Here is a 21542-nt window from a genome sequence, read left to right as displayed (position 1 = left end):
GATAGACGTTTGTTGGAGGTACAATTATGACTGTTTATCATTTTGTTGGAATAAAAGGGACAGGTATGAGTCCGCTGGCCCAAATTCTTCATGATACTGGATATACTGTCCAAGGATCGGATATCGAAAAATACATCTTTACTCAAAAAGCATTAGAAGAACGAAATATCAAAATTCTTCCATTTAACCCAGATAATATCCAGCCGGGGATGACGGTGATTGCAGGTAATGCATTCCCAGATACACACCCTGAAATCGAGCGTGCCCTTTCTAAAGGGATACCTGTCATTCGTTATCATAAATTTCTTGGAGAATACATGGATTCATTCACAAACGTTGCGATTACAGGTGCTCATGGTAAAACATCGACAACAGGCCTGCTGGCACATGTGATGCAATCGGCAAAGCCAACCTCGTACTTAATCGGTGATGGATCTGGAATGGGGAAAGAAAACAGCGAGTATTTTGTATTTGAAGCATGCGAATACCGCAGACATTTCCTCAGCTACCACCCAGACTATGCAATCATGACAAATATTGATTTTGATCATCCTGATTATTTCTCGGATATCGATGATGTGTTTGATGCGTTTCAAAACATGGCGCTTCAAGTGAAAAAAGCCATTATCGCTTGCGGAGACGATGAGCATCTGCTCAAGATTCAAGCAAAAGTACCTGTTGTGTACTACGGATTCAATGAAGAAAATGATTTCCAAGCACGTAATGTTGTGAAAAATACAGAAGGCACCACATTTGATGTATTTGTACGTAATACGTTTTACGATACCTTCTACATTCCTGCCTATGGAAATCATAACGTTCTCAACTCGTTAGCTGTGATTGCATTATGTCACTATGAAGCCATTGATGCAGAACTCATTAAAGGTGCTTTAACGACATTTGGCGGTGTGAAACGACGCTTTAATGAAAAAGTAGTCGGTGAGCAGGTCTTAATTGACGATTATGCGCATCACCCAACTGAAATTGAGGTCACGATTGAAGCAGCTCGTCAGAAATATCCAGACCGTGATATTGTCGCTGTCTTCCAGCCGCATACGTTCACACGTACACAGCAATTCTTAACTGAATTCGCTGACAGCCTAAAGAAAGCGGACTATGTATATCTGTGTGATATTTTCGGTTCAGCTCGTGAAAACATTGGGAAACTCAGCATTGAAGATTTAAGAGAAAAAATTCCGCAAGCTCAATTGATCGAAGAAGACGATACAACTGTGCTGAAAGCGCATGAAAATGCGATTTTGATTTTTATGGGAGCAGGAGATATTCAAAAATATCTGCGTGCTTATGAGAAAGTTGCTGTATAAATGTATCGACATCAAAGTGCCGTTTCAATCGGCACTTTTTTTATTTTGAATAAAATGTGACAAAGGGGCTAAATGTGTCAAGATGTGCCGCTTTTTTTCGATCGCTGTGGACAGGAATCGGCGAATAAGTGTAGAATTATTATTCAATCGGTCATTCTAGGCGATGTTTGAATGATACAACGAGAGGGTATTGAACTGAATATGCCCGCAGCAAAGGAGGTATCAGATGATTATTATTCTTTATTTAAGCGTTGCACTCATTGCAATTGCGTTCTTCATTCTTGTCATCTACTTGTCCAAAACATTGAAATCCTTACAGCTGACATTAAAGAATGTCGCATCAACTTTAGAAGGTCTTGAAGGACAGATGCAAGGCATCACCACAGAGACAACACAGCTGCTACATAAGACGAATCAGCTCGCAGAAGATATTCAAGACAAATCAGCAAAACTAAGCACAGTTGTGGATGCGGTGCAGGGAATTGGCGGCTCGATCAACCAATTTAATACAAGCATAAAGCAGGCAGCTGGAGCGGTTTCTTCGTCCGTTGAAAGGAATCAAGAGAAAGTCACGGATGTGGTAAACTGGAGTAACGCAGCACTTGAAATTTATAAAAAATGGAAACAGCGTAAACACCAAAAATAAATCATATTCGCATAGGAGGAATAATCATGAGCAAAGACGGAATCAATAGCAAAGACTTTTTGATCGGAACACTTATCGGTGGCATTATTGGTGCAACAACCGCATTATTTTTAGCACCGAAGTCAGGGAAAGAGCTTCGCGATGATTTGAACACCCAAGCGAATGCTTTAAAAGAAAAAACAGATCGACTCACAACAGATGCGAAGGAAAAAGGCACGGAATATGTGACGATTGCGAAAGATAAAACATCTGAATTCTCTCAGCTGGTGGCGGAGCAGTCGAACCAGATTTTAGACAAAGTGAAAGACATAAAAGAGCGTGCAGCTGGAAAAGCTAATCAAGTGAAAAGTGAAACAGAAGATGCTGCAGCTCAAATTGCAAGTGAAGCGTCAGAAGCAGCAGACGAAGCAAAAGAAAAAGCACAAGAAGCAAAATCAGACATTGAAGAAGGCATCAAAGATGTCAAAGAAAAAGTAGAACAATCGACTAAAAGCTAACTCGCTGTTTGAAGTGAGGAAGGAGCACATCATGTCAAAGCAACTTATCGAAACAGAAGAACAATTTGATCAACTAACGAATCAAGACGGAACCTTTGTCTTTTTTAAGCACAGTTTGACATGCCCAATCAGCCAAGCTGCTTTTCAAGAGTTTGAAGCATTTGCGTCTGCTCATGAAGACGTGCCGACGTATTACTTGCAAATTCAAAACACAAGAGAGCTTTCGTCTTATGTGGCTGAAAAGTCAGGCGTTAAGCACGAAAGCCCGCAGGCACTTATCTTTAGCGGTGGAAAAGTAAAATGGCATGCATCTCACTCAAGCATTACACAAGAAGCGCTTGAACATAATATGTAAAGAAAAACGTCAGCAACCGCTGACGTTTCAGATTGTTGACAAAGGGCTAAAATGATCTTTATTTTAGCCCTTTGTCTTCTTTTTAGTGTGATAGAAAACCTTTGCAGTCTAGGAAGGAGGAGTACCGGCGCGGAGCAAATGTGACATTCGTGAGCACCGGCACGCAGGACTGACACCGAATGCGAGGGTTTGTCTACACGCTAAAACGTCAGCAACCGCTGACGAATAAAATAAAGATTATTACCTGCTCTTATCAAATTTTACATTCTTGATTACCGGTACGCAGGACTGACACCGAATGCGAGGGTTTGTCTACACGCTAAAACGTCAGCAACCGCTGACGTTTTTTTTATAAAAAAGGTTTACTTGCATCAAAAGTATGCTATAATCTTACACATAATACTTTATCACTTAAAAGCGTTTGGGTAATAAAGAATTTTTTCGTGACAATTCCGAAATCTTTGTTTATAATAAACCCTATTATAAGAGATCAAAAATAAAAAGCGAGAGCGGGCAGAGGAAAGGATGACAAAAATGAGCAACAATGAATTGGAACAATTGAGACAGCAAGCAGATAAACTGAATCTTCAAATCTTAAAATTGATCAATGAAAGAGGAAATATTGTAAAAGAAATTGGAAAGGCAAAAGAAGCGCAAGGTGTCAACCGTTATGATCCTGTCAGAGAGCGCACAATGCTGAACCAAATTATTGAAGAAAATGATGGCCCATTTGAAAATTCAACCATCCAGCATATTTTCAAAGAAATTTTCAAAGCAGGTCTAGAGCTTCAAGAAGATGACCACAGCAAAGCACTTCTTGTTTCTCGTAAGAAAAAACCAGAAAATACAATCGTGAACATCAATGGAGAAGCGATCGGTGATGGAAAACAACGCTTCATCGTTGGCCCATGTGCTGTTGAAAGCTACGAACAAGTCGCAGAAGTAGCGGCAGCAGCTAAACAACAGGGACTAAAACTTCTTCGCGGCGGCGCATTTAAGCCTCGCACAAGTCCATACGACTTCCAAGGGCTTGGCGTAGACGGTCTAAAGATTCTAAAGCGTGTAGCGGATGAATACGGTCTTGCTGTGATTAGTGAAATCGTCAACCCAGCTCATATTGAAGAAGCCATCGAGCATATTGATGTGATTCAAATTGGTGCCCGTAATATGCAAAACTTCGAGCTATTAAAAGAAGCCGGATCTGTGAAAAAGCCAGTTCTTTTAAAGCGCGGTCTAGCAGCAACAATTTCAGAATTCATCAATGCAGCTGAATACATCATCGCACAAGGAAATGACCAAATCATCCTTTGCGAGCGCGGAATCCGCACATACGAAACTGCGACAAGAAATACACTAGATATCTCTGCTGTGCCAATCTTGAAACAAGAGACACATTTACCAGTCTTTGTTGATGTGACGCACTCAACTGGACGTAGAGATCTACTTCTTCCAACAGCTAAAGCAGCGCTTGCAATTGGAGCAGACGGTGTGATGGCAGAAGTACATCCTGATCCATCTGTTGCCCTATCTGATTCAGCGCAGCAAATGGATATCCCTCAATTCGAAAAATGGTTAGATGCGTTAAGACCACTTGTCAACATTCACGCATAATCATAGGTAGAAATACCGCCGGATGACAGCCCGGCGGTTTTTTTATGGAGAAAATACGGTGGAGATTGGGAATGAAAGGAAGAAAGCACATTGCAAGCTTAAACATCGCTTGTTCACAATGTTTTCATTTTTAAAATTCGGCAAAATCTGCTAAGATCATTGTCATAGCTGACATTCACGATGACTTTTGATGAAATATGATTCAATTTACAGATAACAAACGCATGAAAGTTTGTTTAATTTAGTTATAAAAAGAAAGGGAACGTTTTCATATGATGAAAAAACGTGTATAATTTCATAAAAGAATGTCATTTTGATGTAGATTGAAAAATTATGTGTCTCTTTTCATCGTTTTAATGACAAATAGGATATTATTTTCCTCGTATCTGATATGTCTCTACCCAATTGGTGAATGCTATAGATATGAAGTGTATTTGAAGGAGTGATTTATGTGAATAATGTTACAATATATGATGTAGCAAGAGAAGCAAATGTAAGTATGGCAACGGTATCACGCGTTGTGAATGGTAATCCGAACGTAAAACCAACAACAAGAAAAAAGGTGCTTGAAGCGATTGATCGTCTTGGCTACCGTCCGAATGCAGTCGCGCGAGGTCTCGCAAGTAAAAAGACAACGACTGTTGGGGTCATCATCCCTGATATTTCTAGTATCTTCTATTCTGAGCTTGCACGAGGAATTGAAGATATCGCGACAATGTACAAGTACAACATCATTTTGAGCAACTCAGACCAAAATACTGATAAAGAGCTTCATTTGTTAAATACAATGCTTGGCAAACAAGTGGATGGAATTGTCTTTATGGGTGGAAACATCACAGATGTGCATGTGGAAGAATTTAAGCGCTCTCCTGTACCAATTGTTCTTGCAGCATCTGTTGAAGAGCAGGCACAAACACCATCTGTCAACATTAACTATGAACAGGCCGTTTATGATTCCGTTCAGCTATTAGTTGAAAAAGGACATAAACGAATTGCCTTCGTATCTGGCCCACTGTCAGAACCAATTAACTCTGTAAGAAAGCTTGCTGGTTATAAGCGTGCGCTTGAAGAAGCGGGCATTGCGTTTGACGAAGCGCTTGTCGCTGAAGGTGATTACTCTTATGATTCTGGAATTGACGCTTTGGATAATCTGCTTGACCAATCTGACAAGCCGACAGCTGTTATTGCAGCTACTGACGAGATGGCTCTAGGTGTGATTCACGGGGCGCAGGACAGAGGCGTATCCATCCCTGAAGATTTAGAAGTGATTGGTTTTGATAACACCAGACTTTCTCTCATGGTGCGCCCTCAGCTGACAACGGTTGTTCAGCCGACATATGATATTGGTGCTGTCGCAATGAGACTGTTGACAAAGCTGATGAACAAAGAACAAGTGGAAGACCAAATTGTCGAACTGCCACACAGAATCGAAGAAAGACAATCAACGAAATAAACAAGAAAGCAGGCTCACCTCATCAGTGACAGCCTGCTTCTTTTTTATGCATTTTTCCTCTCTCTTCTAACAGGCATGAGTGCTTTTTCTACCGTTTGTGTATTTTTTTCTGTGATTTCTGCTCTTCTTGGAATCGGTGGATACAAATCATCAGGATCTCCCCATGTTGATGGTAGGGGGACAGGCGATTGCTTATTCCATGCCTGAATCCACTCCTGAGGAAGTTCAGCCGGCGGTGTGATGCCTTTCATCTCAAGCCAAATGCGACTCCACGCTCTTGGAACAACACGCCAAATATCATATCCACCTCCACCCACAGCAATCCATTTGCCATCACAATATTGATGTGCAAGCTCATGGGCAAGTTTAGGAATTTCCTCATATATTTTCATCGTGGCAGATAAATGAGTTAAAGGATCATAATAGTGAGCATCCGCTCCATTTTGCGTCAAAATCACATCTGGTTTAAAAAAAGCAGCAATCTCAGTCACTGCTGTTCGATATGCTTCTAGAAACGATTCATCTTCTGTAAATGCATCTAGCGGAATATTATACGCATAGCCATAGCCTTTATCATGGCCTCTTTCCTGTACTTGTCCAGTTCCAGGGAATAAGTAGCGTCCCGTTTCATGAATGGATACAGTACATACCTCTGGATCATCATAGAAGCTAAACTGTACACCATCACCGTGATGAGCATCCGTATCAATATATAAAATCCTTGCGCCATAATTCTTTTGAATATATTGAATGGCCACAGAGCTGTCATTATAAATACAAAATCCAGATGCACGCCCTTTAAATCCGTGGTGAAGCCCGCCGCCAAGATTGAGTGCGTGCTGTGAATGCCCAAGCATCACTTGATCAACCGCGGTTAATGTTCCGCCAACAAGGAGAGAAGCCGCCTCATGCATCCCTTCAAACATCGGTGTATCCTCAGTGCCAAGACCGTATCGTTCACCGTCTCTTGTAGACAGTTTGCCTTCACTTGCCCGCTGTACTGCTTGAATATAGTCTGCTGTATGGACGAGCTTTAATTCCTCCAGCGTCGCCATACGAGGGGCGACAATCTCATCATCCGATAACGCCTTCATTTTTTGAAGAAGGTCGTATGTTAAGTAGACACGAAGCTGATTGAATGGATGGTCTTGATGAAACTGGTACGTTTGAAAAGATGGTGAAAAAACAAAGGCCGCTTCCTTCATTTGATCGTCTGCTCCATAGGCCAGAGTACCTGATAGCCTTTTGCACGAATCAGCTTCGTCACATGATCTGCATGAATGGTCTGAAGGCGAAAGACGAGCACTTTAGAGGCTTCATTGGCATGCGGGTACACGAGTACACTCAGCAATTGAATATGCTGCTCCTTTAAAATGGCCGTAATGTCTGCAAGACCTTCTGTCACTTGCTCCACTTCAACCTCTAAATGTGACCCCGGCTGGTCTGCACCTGTCAGTCTGACAAACGTACGAAGTAAATCTGTTTTCGTGATAATGCCTACAAGCTTACCGCGTCTGACAACTGGTAGACAGCCAATGCCGTGCTCAAAGAAGACGCTCGAAATCTCCTCAACGAAATCAAGCGGATGAGCGGTAATCGTCTCTAACACCATAATCTCTTCAACTGGCCTCTGAATAAAAAGCTGCCTTTTTTCTGTTTCGAAAATACTTGGACTGGCATTTTTAATATCCCGATCTGTCACCATCCCAATGACAGAGCCTTGATTAGATACGATGGGAATATGCCGAATGTGATGCGCATTCATTTTTTGAATGGCTTCTTCAATCGTATCGGTTTTTCGCAGCGTGATCACATCACGCTCCATAATTTGTTCAATCATCATGTTTACCAATCCCCTTTGCCGAAAAAAACGAATGGAATGCTAATACATAAAGCGCTGATGGAAGCGAAGACGATCAAAACGCTCAATCGAATCAGGACTCACATTTTTTCCGATTCGTGCCATCAAACAATTGGCTGGATGTGAGCTGATCTCTGGCTCGTCTGTTGCAAACCAGACAAGACCGCCGGCGTTCATCATTTTCTCCATCATTTTGCGGTACTCCCAAACGTTTTTCTTAGTCCCCTTTAAATCCCAATGCCAGTAATATTCAGTTGTAATGATGATGTAATTCTCCATTTGCTCATCCATCATGCTCACATCGAGTAAATGCTTGCCAAGTGAGCAGCCTCTGAATGGAGGAGCGACTTCAATGGCACCAAGCTCAATTAAATTCTCCATGTTGCCCTCTGACCAGCGCTCAAGCGGATCAGGGTACAAATACGTGACATAGCCTATGACAAGCTCATCCACTCTTGCAATAATAATACGTCCTTCGGGAAGGTCTGCTATTTCCACAAGTGCTTGTTTCTGCTCCTCAGGCGTGCGAAATGCCGTTAGTCCTTCATGAAACGTATAGTTCGCAAGCTCTGATGCAGGTACCGGGCCTTCAATCAGGATGGTGCCTGTTTCGTGCTCAATTGTTTTTGAATAATAAGTTTTAGGATGCTCCACGTATCCACCGCCTCAAATTCTAGTGAGTCGTCTCTATTTTATCTTAAATCTTGCAGGAATTAAAACGGTTTCACTATAAGTTTTTTAAAAATTGAGAAAAAAAGTCATCTATACTATAATAGTCATTGTAAACGTATGCAAAGGGGGACTGTTTGATGAAAGTGGAAACGCTACCATCAGTAAAAGGGGACTATCATTTAAATGATTATGAGCAGGCATACAAAAATTTTTCATGGGAGGAAGCGAGAAAAAACTTCTCCTGGTATGAAACAGGAAAAATAAATGCAGCCTATGAAGCGATTGACAGACATGCGGACTCGTTTCGTAAAAACAAGGTGGCGCTTCACTACAAAGATTCACAGCGGGATGAAAAGTATACGTTCAGGGATATGAAAATCAACACAAACAAAGCAGGGAATCTATTAAGAGAAGAGGCACATGTGCAAAAAGGAGATCGTGTTTTTATCTTTATGCCAAGATCGCCTGAACTCTATTTCCTTCTGCTTGGTGCTGTCAAAATTGGTGCAATCGTCGGCCCGTTATTTGAGGCATTTATGGAAGGTGCCGTCAAAGATCGTTTAGAAAATAGTGAGGCAAAAGTGATTGTGACAACGCCTGATTTGCTTGAGCGGATTCCGTTTGCAGAGCTTCCAAAGCTTGAATCAGTCGTCATAGTCGGCGGTGAAAAGAAAGACGTCGATGGCGTGCGGACGATTCACTATGAGGATGCATTTAAAAACGCAGCAAAGGAACTCGACATTGAATGGATGGATGAAAAAGATGGCTATCTGCTGCATTACACATCAGGGTCAACCGGTACGCCAAAAGGTGTGCTGCATGTCCATGGTGCGATGGTGCAGCAAGATCAGACCGGTAAATGGGTGCTTGACCTGAAAGAAGACGACGTCTACTGGTGTACAGCTGATCCAGGCTGGGTAACAGGTACAGTATACGGGATTTTTTCGCCTTGGTTAAATGGAGCAACAAATGTCATTTTAGGGGGCAGGTTCAACCCTGATACGTGGTACGAAACCATTGAATCACTTGGGGTGACCGTTTGGTATAGCGCACCGACAGCGTTCAGAATGCTGATGGGGGCAGGGGACGATCTCATTCAAAAATATGACCTTAGCTCGCTTCGTCATGTCTTAAGTGTAGGAGAACCACTTAATCCTGAGGTTATCCGCTGGGGAGATGCTGTATTTGGCAAACGAATTCACGATACATGGTGGATGACAGAAACCGGTGCACAGCTGATTTGTAACTACCCATGCATGGATATCAAACCAGGTTCAATGGGCAAACCAATTCCAGGCGTTGAAGCTGCGATTGTCGATAATGCCGGTAACGAACTCCCACCATATCGAATGGGCAACCTTGCCATCAAAAAGGGCTGGCCGTCCATGATGCATACGATCTGGAACAATCCTGAAAAATATGAATCTTACTTTATGCCAGGAGATTGGTATGTTTCAGGAGATTCAGCTTATATGGACGAAGACGGATACTTTTGGTTCCAGGGACGTGTGGATGATGTCATTATGACATCAGGAGAACGGGTCGGTCCATTTGAGGTGGAAAGTAAACTGGTGGAACATCCGGCCATTGCAGAGGCAGGGGTCATTGGAAAACCAGATCCAGTGCGCGGCGAAATCATTAAAGCATTTATTGCGCTTAGAAGCGGATATGAGCCATCGGATGACCTGAAAGAAGAAATTCGTACATTTGTGAAAAAAGGACTCGCTGCACATGCGGCACCAAGAGAAATCGAGTTTAAAGACAAACTGCCAAAAACCCGAAGCGGAAAAATTATGAGACGTGTACTAAAGGCGTGGGAGCTGAATTTACCTGCTGGTGACCTTTCCACAATGGAAGACTAAGTTTCTTCGTCAGTTGACTTGATATCAAAAGTATGTTAAAAATGACTTTAGTTGAATATGCAAAGGTTTTGACTGAGATTCAGTAGAATCATCTTTCCCTGTTCAAGAGAGCTGACGGCTGGTGCGAGTCAGTACAAAGAGATATTCGAATTACCCTCACGAACCGCTTTTACGAAAAGGGGCATACATGCTGCCTGATTAGTGAAAGAACGGATCTGTCCGTTATCAGTGTAAGTGAAAAGACGTGATATTTGTCTTTTAAGCAGGGTGGTACCGCGATATATATCGTCCCTTCGTTCATTCGAAGGGGCGTTTTTTATGTTGAATTGTAAATAAAGGAGATTTGGATATGAGTCAATTGATGGAAGATTTAGCGTTCAGAGGATTAATTCAGCAGCAAACAGATGAAGAAGGTTTGACAAAATTATTAGCAGAAGAAAAAATCAAGCTTTACTCAGGCTTCGATCCAACAGCTGACAGCCTGCACATTGGTCACTTGCTGCCGATTTTAACATTGCGCAGATTCCAAGAAGCAGGTCATCACCCAATTGCACTTGTTGGGGGCGCCACTGGACTGATCGGAGACCCTAGCTTCAAAAAAGCAGAACGTTCACTAAACCCGGCAGAAATCGTTGAACAATGGTCAGAGAAAATCAAAGGCCAGCTCTCTCAATTTCTTGATTTTGAAGTCGGCGAAAACCCAGCCGTCATCGTCAATAACTATGACTGGATCAGCCAAATGAATGTCATCACGTTCCTTCGTGATATTGGAAAGAACTTCGGTGTAAACTTCATGCTGGCAAAAGATATCGTTAGCTCTCGTATTGAAACAGGGATTTCGTACACAGAATTCAGCTACGTCATTTTGCAATCGTTAGACTTCTTAAACCTTTACAGAAATGAAAACTGTAAGCTGCAAATCGGCGGAAGTGACCAGTGGGGAAATATCACATCTGGACTTGAGCTAATCCGTAAGTCTGAAGCAGAAGGTGCGAAAGCATTCGGTCTGACAATGCCGCTTGTCACAAAAGCAGACGGCACGAAGTTTGGTAAAACAGAAGGCGGCGCGATCTGGTTAGATAAAGAAAAAACATCACCATATGAATTCTACCAATTCTGGATCAACACAGATGACCGTGATGTCGTGAAATACTTAAAATACTTTACGTTCCTATCAAAAGAAGAGATCGCATCGTACGAAGAAAAAGTGCAAACAGCTCCTGAAAAGCGCGAAGCACAGCGCCGTTTAGCAGAAGAAGTGACAACACTTGTACATGGCCGCGAGTCATTAGAACAGGCTGTTAACATCTCAAATGCACTATTTAAAGGTGAGATCAAATCTCTTACAGCGGAAGAAGTCAAAGTAGGCTTTAAGGATGTTCCATCAATGGAGAAAAGCAGCACAGAAGAATTAACACTTGTGGATGTCCTTGTCGAATCAAAGCTGTCTCCATCAAAGCGTCAAGCACGTGAAGATATCACAAATGGCGCCGTCTACATCAACGGAGAGAGACAAACCGATAAAGACTACGTCCTTTCAGCAGAAGACCGCATTGAAAACCAATTTACTGTCTTAAGAAGAGGGAAAAAGAAATACTTCCTTGTGACGTATAAATAAATAGCAAATATATCATTGAAATGCACCTCAAATATTAATATGTGGGTGCTTTTCTTTTTTAGAAGCAGGAATGAAGATGAAGGCTGCTGCAAGTTCAAGCGCCTGTTAAAAAGAGCCAACTATTTTGCAGGGCCTCATTCATTTGCTTCTTTTTCAAGGAGTGAATTTTTGTTTGTGTAATCATGCTCCACCTTGTAAATTCGGGTCGTATAGGATTCGTACCAATCTGTTTCCCCCTTTTTTTGAACACGCTGGTGCGCTGTATGTTCTTTCCATTCTTTGATTGCTGCTAATGAATCCCAATACGACACAGTAATCCCAGTCCCGTGTTCATCTCGTACACTTTCAATTCCAAGAAACCCGCCCAAGTCTTTCGCTAATTGTTCCATTCTTTGAGCAGCAGCAGCGTACTCTTTCTATTCAACATTTGTTCGTTTTGATGTGAAAATCACTGCATAGTAGGGTGGTGCAGGTGTTTGAGTGAAGAGCATCTAGTAGAACCTCCTTTTGTCTATTCATATTATATAGGAAAGAAAGTCTCGTAGTCTTTTTGTTTTAATTTAAAAAAGGCCAAGGTGCTTTTTCATTATTTATTGTGATATAAAAAGATCTTATAAATATTACCTTGTTCACTTTTCTGTCATATTTTTCTTGTTTAAAATAGAGACGTATTAGAAAAATAAGGGGGAATGAACATGATTGTTTTAAAGAAAAGGAGTTTGCAAATTCTCATTGCGCTTGCATTAGTGATTGGTTCAATGGCCTTCATCCAGCCAAAAGAGGTCAAAGCGGCTGAGCATAATCCGGTTGTGATGGTACATGGCATGGGCGGTGCATCTTATAACTTTGCTTCGATCAAACGGTACTTGGTATCACAGGGATGGGATCAAAACCAACTTTTTGCAATCGATTTCATAGACAAAACAGGCAATAACCTGAACAATGGCCCGCGTCTTTCTAGATACGTGAAAGATGTACTAGCCAAAACGGGCGCTAAAAAAGTAGATATTGTGGCTCATAGCATGGGTGGAGCCAACACATTATATTACATTAAGAACCTAGACGGCGGAGATAAAATTGAAAACGTCGTCACACTAGGTGGAGCGAACGGACTCGTTTCACTCAGAGCATTACCAGGCACCGATCCAAATCAAAAAATCCTATATACATCGATCTATAGCTCAGCCGATCTCATCGTCGTCAACAGCCTCTCTCACTTAATTGGCGCAAGAAACGTCCGGATCCATGGCGTCGGACATATCGGACTATTAACCTCAAGCCAAGTCAAAGGCTATGTGAAAGAAGGATTGAATGGCGGGGGACAAAATACGAATTAAAAAATGAAAAAAGACAGCCGTCATGTGCTGTCTTTTTTCATGTCGTTAGAGATAAGCCATGGGATAGGCTTTGCGGGGCATGTGAAAGATTGAAGCTCATTAGCATCTATGACATCATGGCCAGTGTGTGATTTATCTTTTTGCTGCAAAAACAGACAAAACAGCGTACATAGCCGAATAAAAACATGTACAAATCAACCACCATTCTTTACACTACATATAGTGAATAACAATCATCGGGGGTGGGCGTTTGTGCAAAAGAATCAAAAGGCTTTGATTATTGTGGACGTACAGAAGGCGTTCGAGCACGAAAAATGGGGAGAACGGAATAATCTAGATGCAGAGAAGAATATCAATCGTCTATTGACGTTTTGGAGAAAAAAAGGCTGGACAGTCATTCATATTCAGCATACATCTGACAAGCCGAACTCCGTATTTCATCCGGCAAATGAAGGGCATCTCTTCAAAGAAATCGCCAAACCGCTAGATGAAGAAATGGTCATACGTAAGAAAGTCAACAGCAGCTTTATAGGTACAAACTTAGAGGAACAGTTAAGATCAAACCAGATTGATACGGTCGTGATCGCTGGACTCACAACACCGCACTGCGTATCTACCACAACAAGAATGAGTGGAAACCTAGGCTTTGATACATACCTCATTTCGGATGCAGTAGCTGCCTTTGGACTCACAGATCAAACTGGTACATATTATGACCCAGAAACGATCCATCGCCTCTCACTTGCAACACTGCATGAGGAATTTGCGACAGTCCTGACAGCAGAACAGCTGATGACAAAGTGGACAAGCGAAAGCACCTAGAATCATATCTAGGCGCTTTTTTGTTATAAGCCATTAAGCATGTTCATCCAGCGGTGGTTTTCGCTGTTTCATCCCTGAATATATGAGATCAATTCCAATAAATAAAAAGCTGACAAAGAAAGATAAAATTAATGTGCCGTGTCCCCATATGGATACATTCACTAGTTTTATGTGAAGGACATACTTGATAGAGAGATGTAAAACGATCCAAGAAATGATTCACTCCAAAGCAGAAGTCAGCCATGCAGGGAGTTTGAATAAATAGGCCAGCCCTTTGCCTATGAATAGAAGAAAAGGTGACAAAAAAACCACTATCACACCTACTAACAAAGAGAACGAGATCAATGAAAAAAATGAATCATATGTTATATATTCTCCAAAAAGAAAGTTTCCCCCTAAAGCCACTATGCACAGCATGACACTTGGAACTGTGATCACAAAACAGAGAGAAATAAAGATCAGTAAGATGAACAACATCGCAGCCAATACATTTGGTGGTGCATCTATGATCTGTTTTTTTCTTAAAAGAGAATAAGCGAAAATAGACAAGGCGAAGAGAATGAGAATCATGACTAATATAAAAAACATGCATTCCTCCAGCTAAGTGCTATAGAAGAAGATGATAAGACGTCGGTGCTTTTTTTATTTCATCTATCATCATTGTACCAATAGACAAATTGCAGCTAAATATTTGTATGTGGGAATGACCATCACATAGTGAAGCGGAGATGGTGGTGATGCTGCGAAGAAAGGTTTTGGATAAGGATGTTGTTACACACTGTCATACATTCGCTTTCATCTTGTAGGTGTTAGGTCATGGTGGAACGCAAACAAAAAACCCTAGACATCCTTGAACAATCAAGGTCTCTAGGGTTTGTTTGCTCACTCTTTGAGAGAGTCATGAAATTAACGAGAGTAGAACTCAACGATTAGTTGTTCGCTGATTTCAGGCGCTAATTCAGAACGCTCTGGAAGACGAGTGAAAGTTCCTTCAAGTTTTTCAGCATCGAAAGAAAGGTATTCAGGAACGAAGTTGTTTACTTCAACTGATTCTTTCACAACTGCAAGGTTTTGAGATTTTTCACGAAGAGAAATCGTTTGACCTGGTTTCACAGAGAAAGATGGGATGTCTACACGGCTTCCATCAACAAGGATGTGGCCATGGTTTACTAGCTGACGAGCTTGGCGGCGCGTACGAGCAAGGCCAAGACGGTATACTAGGTTGTCAAGGCGAGTTTCAAGAAGGATCATGAAGTTTTCACCTTGTTTACCAGGAAGTTTAGCCGCTCTGTCAAATAGTGTACGGAATTGACGTTCGTTGACACCGTACATGTGACGAAGCTTTTGCTTCTCCTGTAATTGTAAACCGTATTCAGATAGTTTTTTGCGTTGTCCTGGACCATGTGGGCCTGGAGCGTAAGGGCGTTTTTCAAGTTCCTTACCTGTTCCGCTTAATGAAATGCCTAAACGGCGGGAAATCTTCCAACTTGGACCTGTATAGCGAGCCATAATGTGACTCCTCCTTATTGTTTTTATTTGTGAAAAATAAAAACCGTCTGCTCTTTGTCTTTTCTGTCATTATGTTTTCATGCATCCTCGCTCCAGCAGCAGGGAGTTACAAGATGCACCTCCATATAGAAGGAACAAAATGATACAAAAAAGCCGAACAAAAAGGCTGCCATATTTCACACAAACTCTATTATATGATGCTGGATAGGAGAAGTCAACCTATTTAAAGAGGAGAATGTCAAACCTGGTCGGCATTCATCGAGGAAGAAAGCAAAACAAAAAAGCAGACAATCTGCCTGCTTTTCCTGCATCATTCCGCATCCTTAGAGACGGATAACGCCTGTTGGAGAACCTCTGTAAATTGAATTAAGTAGGTCTCATCTACTTCACTAAAGCGGTCTTTCACTGGACTGTCAATATCGAGTACCCCAATGATTTGTCCATTTACTTTAAGCGGGATCACAATTTCAGACTGCGATGCTGCATCACATGCAATATGACCAGGGAATGCATGCACATCAGCGATACGCTGCACATCACCTGTCGCAAATGCGGTGCCGCAAACGCCTTTTCCAGAAGGAATGCGCACACAAGCAGGCAGTCCGTTAAACGGTCCAAGTACAAGTTCGCCGCCCTTTGCCAAATAAAATCCTGCCCAGTTCACTTCAGGAAGTGAGTGATACAATAATGCCGCAGCATTTGCTAAGTTGGCAATCAGGTCTGGTTCGCCGTCTGTGATCGCTTCTACTTGTTTAATCAGTAATTGATAGTCTTTCGATGGATCGCCAGACTGTTTTTCGACATGAAACATGAAAATCTCCTACTTTCTATCTCAAAAATACATAACTTGCGTTTTGCATGTGGGATTTGTCGAGCAATTGTAAAAGGAACTTCTGCCTTCATCTTGAAGTAAGTACACATGAAGAGGGGTGAGCGGATGAAAACATCAACAAACGTGCAAACAAAAGACCGTATTATTGAAGCTGCCATCAGACTTTTTAACCAAAAAGGATTTTCTGGTACCTCTGTCCGTGAGATTGCGAAAGAAGCAAACGTCAACGTTGCCCATATATCTTATTACTTTCAAGGAAAAGGAGGACTGCTAGAGCAGCTCGTCTCCGATTTTTATGAAGGCTATATTCACATGATTGAATCGCACATCCATCACATGGAAACCCGTCACGCAAAAGAATGTTTACTTCATGTGGTTTTTGATATTTTATCTTATCAGCATGAAAACCGTCAATTAACCCGTTTCGTTTATCGAGAAGTGACCATTGATTCGACGCTCATTAGGGAAATCATGTCGACCTATTTAACAAAAGAAAAATACTTGTTTCAACTGATCATTGAAAAAGGGAAAAAAACCCACGTGATTTGTGAGCAGCTTTCACTCTCCTCTTTTATGATTCAGCTGAAATCACTTCTGATGATGCCGTATTTACAGCCTCAATATTTAGCGGAGGTGCTCTATATCAATCCAAGTGAGCCTTATTTTTATCAAACGTACTTTAAGGAACTAAGCCGCTCACTCCATCATTTACTAGAGCCGAAAGAGCCGGCACTGGATACTCACCTGAAACTGATCATGTCTTCAAACTGATCATACGCATACCCGAGATCTTCCGCTTGATGGGCATCAGACCCGAATATGAGCGGAATTTTTTTCTGTTTTGCGAAATCAATCATCCATTGCTCCAAATAGATACTTCTGGCATATGTCTTACGAAGACCTGATGTATTAAAATCTAAGGACATGCCTTTTTTTGCCGTTTCTTCAAGGCAAAGGGTGACCTTTTGACGTAGTTCAGGCGGCATCTCATATGGAAAAAGCTGTTTGAATTTCTGGACAAGGGTGATATGACCGATTCTCTTTGGCTTATAGTGACCTAAAGATGATAGAATAGAAGAATGAATTTGGTCATAGTAGCTTTCGTAGACCTGCTCGATACTGCCATAAATGCTGATCAGCTGCTTGAAGGCATGCTCGTCAAAATCAAGACAAATATAATCATCGCCAGCAGGAAGAAAGTGAACAGACAAAATACTATCGTCTAGTTCAGGACCGTAGCAGTCTAAAAAGGCACTTGTTTCCTGTTCATACTCTCTGATATAGTCGACCTCAAGCCCAGTTTTTACTATTAATTGTCCTTTGTATTCCTGTTTCAGCTGATCCAGCTTCGTCAAATACGCTTCAAGGTCTTGAAGCTTCATGGCGCTATCCTGCTCAGGTGTTGGATCGCGAAACGAAGGTGGCAGCGGAGCATGCTCGGTAAAGGTGATGGAATCAAATCCCTTTTTCATTGCTTTTTCAATATAAGAATGAAAAGGATCAAGCGTCCCGTGCGGGCAAAACGGAGTATGTAGATGTGCATCTTGTTTCAGCATGTCGTCACCTCTTGTCGATATTTTGAAAAACGTGATGTTGATCAGTGAAAATAATGAAAAATCATGACCAAAAATGTTGGTTACATGGTATCATAATAACAATGAAAACGACAGCTTCCGCATACATAAAAGCAGGTCACATTGAGACGTGTGATCAAATGATAGAAAGCGCTGAATGACTTTCTTGAAAAAACATACATAAAACCGTGAATGGATCGTCTTGGAAAACATACGATCCTGCTTATAAAAAGCAAATGCAAAGCGGACACGAAAGGGTTCTCAGGTCTATTCGGGACACTTTTACCCTGACATCACTTAGATCACAACAAGGGGGCTCATTATGGAGTTAATCATCGGTTTAATTGTCATTTTGCTTGCTTTGTTTTCAGTCGGTTACTTCCTTCGAAAAAATATATATAAAGAGATTGACCGATTGGAAGCATGGAAAATTGAAATTTTAAACAGATCAATTGTAGAAGAAATTTCAAAAATCAAACATTTAAAAATGACCGGAGAAACAGAGCAGTTTTTTGAAAGATGGCGTGCAGAGTGGGACGATATCGTCACAGCCCATCTTCCAAAGGTAGAGGAGCTATTATACGATGCAGAGGAGTATTCTGATAAATATCGATTCTCCAAAGCTAAGCAAGTCCTGGCACATATTGGGGATTTGCTGGCAGCTGCTGATTCGAACATTGAAGACATTTTAAAAGAGATTGCAGACCTTGTCACAAGCGAGGAGCAAAACCGCAAAGACATTGAAAAGGTCAAAGAGCAATACCAAACCGTTCGAAAAAATCTGCTTGCATACAGCCATTTATATGGCACCCTTTATGACAAAATGGAGCAGGACTTAGATGAGGCCTGGGAAGGGATCAAGCAGTATGAAGAAGAGACAGAAAACGGAAACTACATGACAGCAAGAAAAATTTTGCTTGAGCAAGACCGCAGACTCGATCAGCTGCAATTATATATCAATGATGTACCGAAGCTCATCGCAGACTGCAAACAAACTGTACCAGGTCAGCTGACGAAGCTGAAAGACGGTTATAAAGAAATGACAGACAAAGGCTACAAACTGGAGCACATCCAAATCACAAAAGAACTGGATAATTTAAATAAACAGCTGACTCGAGCAGAAAAATTACTCATTGATGAACTCAATTTAGATGAAGCATCCAGCATTCTGCAATTGATCGATGATGCGATTCAGACATTGTATGATCAGCTGGAAGCAGAAGTAGAAGCAGGTCAGGAAATAAAAAGCAAGATGCCTGAGCTTGAGGAAGCATTCCAAAAGCTTGAACAGGATCATACGCAAACAAAGGCAGAAACAGCCCTTGTGAAAGAAAGCTACAAGCTGACAGCAGGAGAGCTTGATCAGCAGAAAGCTTTTGAGAAACGCTTAGAAGAAATTGAAAAGCTCATGAAGCAAATACGTGAGAAACTCGATCGTGATCATGTGGCATATTCTTTATTAATGACTGAAATCAATCAGCTCGAGACCTTTATCGAGGAAGCAAAAGCCTTGCATGAATCGTTTAAAGATCATCTTCAATCGTTACGAAAAGAAGAACTGCAGGCGAGAGAAACACTGACTGAACTTAAAACACTGCTGACAGATACAGTACGACAGCTGCATAAAAGCAATATTCCAGGCGTACCTGCTGACATCAAAGAACGTGCTGAAAAAGCGCAGGAGATGATTCAGCAAGTGCATGAGCAGCTTGAGAACCTGCCTTTGAATATGCCGGCAGTGAACCAACAATTAAAAGAAGCCTCTGAAACAGTGAGAAGTGTCGCTCATGAGACGCAAGAAATGCTCAGTAAAGTGGATCAAATTGAACGGATCATTCAATACGGCAACCGGTTCAGAAGTCAAAATCATATCTTGTCAGAGCAATTAAAAGAAGCAGAACGAAGATTTTATGCCTATGATTATAACGGTTCATTTGATGTGGCAGCAGCGGCTGTTGAAAAAGCATCACCTGGAGCCGTCCACAAACTTTTAGCGAAGCAAGAAAAAGAATACCAGCACCAATAAAAAAGCTGAAGTCCATTTTTAGGACTTCAGCTTTTTTCAAATTATGAAGCTTGTTTCTGTTGTTCTTCTGAAGCAGAAGAAGTGAAAAGAGAAATGACGAACCCGGCGATGACTCCAAGTAAAGCAGGAACAATCCAGCCAATGCCAAGGTCATAAAATGGCAGTACGGCTTTAAAGATGTCTTTCACTGGACCGATTGGGAGGTTCGCTGCGGCTAAACCGTCAAATAAGCTGACGCAGCCTGTTAAGATTAAAGAGAGAACATAGACAGGTCTTCTATGTCCAAGCCATTTATCAGCAAGTGATAACACAATAATCACAATCGCAAGCGGATAAATCGCTGTTAATACAGGAACAGAGAAAGCGACAATATGAGCTAATCCAAAGTTTGAAATGATGAAACTAAATAATGTGACGAGCGTTACGACCGTTTTATATGAAAGTTTAGGCAGTAACTTTGAGAAATACTCCCCGCATGATGTGACAAGACCGATACTTGTCGTTAAACATGCGACTGTAATGGCAGCACCTAACACAATATTTCCTAGACTGCCGAATAGGAATTGGGAAGACTGAGCCAAGATTTTGCTGCCGTCTCCAACGAATCCAATCGCGTGTGTACTAGAAGCGCCTAAATAAGCAAGTGATAAATACACAAATGTTAAACCGCATGCTGCAATCAGACCAGCTTTGATACAAGCAGAGGCAAGTGCCTTTTTACTTGTCACGCCGCGCCCTTTAATGGCATTGATGACCACAATTCCAAAGACAATCGAAGCAAGAGCATCCATTGTCTTATAGCCCTCAAGAAATCCTTTGAAGAAAGATCCATTGCTATAAGATACATCTGGTGTGCCAATCACACCCATTGGCGTTAAAAGCGCTTTGACGATAATAATCAAAATGATGGTAAATTTAATTGGTGTTAAAACTTTCCCCACTCGATCGACAATCTTTGTTGGGTTTAAAGCAAGGTAATACGTAATACCAAAAAAGACAAGTGTAAATAAAAGAAGTGAAAGCCAAGCTGGCACACTTGATAAAAATGGTAATGCCCCAATCTCATAAGAGACGGTTCCTGTTCGAGGAATAGCGAAAAGCGGTCCAATGGATAAATATAAAATGACTGTAAATGCTGTTCCAAACACTGGGTGAGCCTTATCAGCTAGTCCTTTCGCATCGCGTCCTGTTAAAGCAATCGCAATAATCCCGAGAAGGGGTAAACCGACACCTGTTAATAAAAATCCGCCCATTGCTCTCCACACATTTTGTCCAGCATATTGCCCAAGTTCTGGTGGATAAATCATATTACCGGCGCCGAAGAATAGAGCAAATAGCATAAAACCTATGATAACCGTATCTTTCGTCGACAAAGTTGCCTTCATTGAATGTAAAGCCTCCATTATTATGTTGAAATATTCTGTTAATTGTTTGCTAGGTAAACCTACATCATTAACATTCACTAATTATAAAGGATGTACGCCTGATGTCAACATGTGTTTTCATACAAAAGTCATGAATTTTTCTATTTTAGTATATGGA

19 protein-coding genes, 1 pseudogene and 1 other annotated feature are annotated in these 21542 nt (G+C 41.5%); of the genes and pseudogenes, 12 read left to right on the top strand and 8 right to left on the bottom strand.

Annotation, left to right across the window (positions count from 1 at the left end):
* Positions 1-26 precede the first annotated feature (26 nt).
* The 6 genes from murC (at position 27) to ccpA (ending at position 5887) form a co-directional block, all read left to right on the top strand.
* Positions 27-1325 carry a UDP-N-acetylmuramate--L-alanine ligase gene (gene murC, locus BA1_RS04975; protein WP_008356378.1) on the top strand — a complete coding sequence of 433 codons (1299 nt, stop codon included), beginning with the start codon at positions 27-29 and terminating at the stop codon, positions 1323-1325.
* A 226-nt stretch (positions 1326-1551) separates the two neighbouring features.
* Positions 1552-1971 (top strand): DUF948 domain-containing protein, encoded by a 420-nt coding sequence (locus tag BA1_RS04970; protein WP_008356376.1) that lies wholly within the window; start codon positions 1552-1554, stop codon positions 1969-1971.
* A 26-nt stretch (positions 1972-1997) separates the two neighbouring features.
* Positions 1998-2468, top strand: a complete 471-nt coding sequence (locus tag BA1_RS04965) for a YtxH domain-containing protein (RefSeq protein ID WP_008356374.1) — start codon at positions 1998-2000, stop codon at positions 2466-2468.
* Positions 2469-2499: 31 nt separating this feature from the next.
* The gene (gene ytxJ / locus BA1_RS04960; RefSeq protein ID WP_008356371.1) at positions 2500-2823 is read left to right on the top strand and encodes a bacillithiol system redox-active protein YtxJ; all 324 of its coding nucleotides are present in this window, start codon (positions 2500-2502) and stop codon (positions 2821-2823) included.
* Positions 2824-3357: 534 nt separating this feature from the next.
* Positions 3358-4434, top strand: coding sequence for a bifunctional 3-deoxy-7-phosphoheptulonate synthase/chorismate mutase (locus BA1_RS04955; RefSeq protein WP_008356369.1), 1077 nt, complete (start codon positions 3358-3360; stop codon positions 4432-4434).
* Positions 4435-4885: 451 nt separating this feature from the next.
* Positions 4886-5887, top strand: coding sequence for a catabolite control protein A (gene ccpA, locus BA1_RS04950; RefSeq protein WP_008356367.1), 1002 nt, complete (start codon positions 4886-4888; stop codon positions 5885-5887).
* Positions 5888-5931: 44 nt separating this feature from the next.
* On the opposite strand, the gene BA1_RS04945 is transcribed toward ccpA, so the two are convergent.
* From BA1_RS04945 to BA1_RS04935, 3 genes are read right to left on the bottom strand one after another with little or no spacing between them, the layout of a single operon-like run.
* Positions 5932-7092, bottom strand: a complete 1161-nt coding sequence (locus tag BA1_RS04945; protein ID WP_008356365.1) for an acetoin utilization protein AcuC — start codon at positions 7090-7092, stop codon at positions 5932-5934.
* Positions 7089-7730: a CBS and ACT domain-containing protein gene (locus BA1_RS04940; RefSeq protein WP_008356364.1), complete on the bottom strand. Its 642-nt coding sequence runs from the start codon at positions 7728-7730 to the stop codon at positions 7089-7091. Before BA1_RS04940 ends, BA1_RS04945 begins: the two co-directional genes overlap by 4 nt.
* A gap of 39 nt (positions 7731-7769) precedes the next feature.
* Positions 7770-8402 (bottom strand): GNAT family N-acetyltransferase, encoded by a 633-nt coding sequence (locus tag BA1_RS04935; protein WP_008356362.1) that lies wholly within the window; start codon positions 8400-8402, stop codon positions 7770-7772.
* Positions 8403-8557: 155 nt separating this feature from the next.
* Between BA1_RS04935 and acsA the strand changes: the two genes are divergently transcribed.
* Together acsA and tyrS are read left to right on the top strand one after the other, a co-directional pair.
* Positions 8558-10282: an acetate--CoA ligase gene (acsA, locus tag BA1_RS04930; protein ID WP_008356360.1), complete on the top strand. Its 1725-nt coding sequence runs from the start codon at positions 8558-8560 to the stop codon at positions 10280-10282.
* 59 nt (positions 10283-10341) lie between these two features.
* Positions 10342-10578, top strand: a binding site (T-box leader).
* Positions 10579-10631: 53 nt separating this feature from the next.
* Positions 10632-11900, top strand: coding sequence for a tyrosine--tRNA ligase (gene tyrS / locus BA1_RS04925; protein ID WP_008356358.1), 1269 nt, complete (start codon positions 10632-10634; stop codon positions 11898-11900).
* Positions 11901-12034: 134 nt separating this feature from the next.
* On the opposite strand, the pseudogene BA1_RS04920 reads toward tyrS, so the two are convergent.
* Positions 12035-12391, bottom strand: a pseudogene (locus BA1_RS04920) (antibiotic biosynthesis monooxygenase family protein).
* A gap of 267 nt (positions 12392-12658) precedes the next feature.
* Between BA1_RS04920 and BA1_RS04915 the strand changes: the two are divergent.
* Positions 12659-13237: an esterase/lipase family protein gene (locus BA1_RS04915; RefSeq protein ID WP_420196184.1), complete on the top strand. Its 579-nt coding sequence runs from the start codon at positions 12659-12661 to the stop codon at positions 13235-13237.
* 252 nt (positions 13238-13489) lie between these two features.
* Positions 13490-14059 (top strand): cysteine hydrolase family protein, encoded by a 570-nt coding sequence (locus BA1_RS04910; RefSeq protein WP_008356348.1) that lies wholly within the window; start codon positions 13490-13492, stop codon positions 14057-14059.
* A 906-nt stretch (positions 14060-14965) separates the two neighbouring features.
* Here BA1_RS04910 and rpsD read toward each other — a convergent pair.
* Together rpsD and BA1_RS04895 are read right to left on the bottom strand one after the other, a co-directional pair.
* Positions 14966-15568: a 30S ribosomal protein S4 gene (rpsD, locus tag BA1_RS04900; RefSeq protein ID WP_008356344.1), complete on the bottom strand. Its 603-nt coding sequence runs from the start codon at positions 15566-15568 to the stop codon at positions 14966-14968.
* A gap of 310 nt (positions 15569-15878) precedes the next feature.
* Entirely contained in the window at positions 15879-16379 is a 501-nt protein-coding gene (locus BA1_RS04895; protein WP_008356342.1) for a GAF domain-containing protein, read from the bottom strand.
* A gap of 126 nt (positions 16380-16505) precedes the next feature.
* Here BA1_RS04895 and refZ point away from each other — a divergent pair, with 126 nt between their 5' ends.
* The gene (refZ, locus tag BA1_RS04890; RefSeq protein WP_008356341.1) at positions 16506-17171 is read left to right on the top strand and encodes a forespore capture DNA-binding protein RefZ; all 666 of its coding nucleotides are present in this window, start codon (positions 16506-16508) and stop codon (positions 17169-17171) included.
* Here the strand turns inward: refZ and hisJ are convergent.
* Positions 17141-17956, bottom strand: coding sequence for a histidinol-phosphatase HisJ (gene hisJ, locus BA1_RS04885; protein ID WP_008356339.1), 816 nt, complete (start codon positions 17954-17956; stop codon positions 17141-17143). The genes refZ and hisJ overlap by 31 nt on opposite strands.
* A 340-nt stretch (positions 17957-18296) precedes the next feature.
* On the opposite strand from hisJ, the gene ezrA reads away from it, so the two are divergent.
* Positions 18297-20000, top strand: a complete 1704-nt coding sequence (gene ezrA / locus BA1_RS04880) for a septation ring formation regulator EzrA (protein WP_008356337.1) — start codon at positions 18297-18299, stop codon at positions 19998-20000.
* Between the two features lie 41 nt (positions 20001-20041).
* On the opposite strand, the gene brnQ is transcribed toward ezrA, so the two are convergent.
* A complete protein-coding gene (gene brnQ, locus BA1_RS04875) occupies positions 20042-21385 on the bottom strand; it encodes a branched-chain amino acid transport system II carrier protein (protein ID WP_008356335.1) in 1344 nt (447 codons plus the stop codon).
* Positions 21386-21542 lie beyond the last annotated feature (157 nt).

The sequence above is a fragment of the Bacillus xiamenensis genome (assembly GCF_000300535.1).
Lineage (GTDB): Bacteria > Bacillota > Bacilli > Bacillales > Bacillaceae > Bacillus > Bacillus xiamenensis.
Note: the sequence above shows the minus strand (reverse complement) of the source record. Positions and strands in the feature narration are given on the sequence as shown.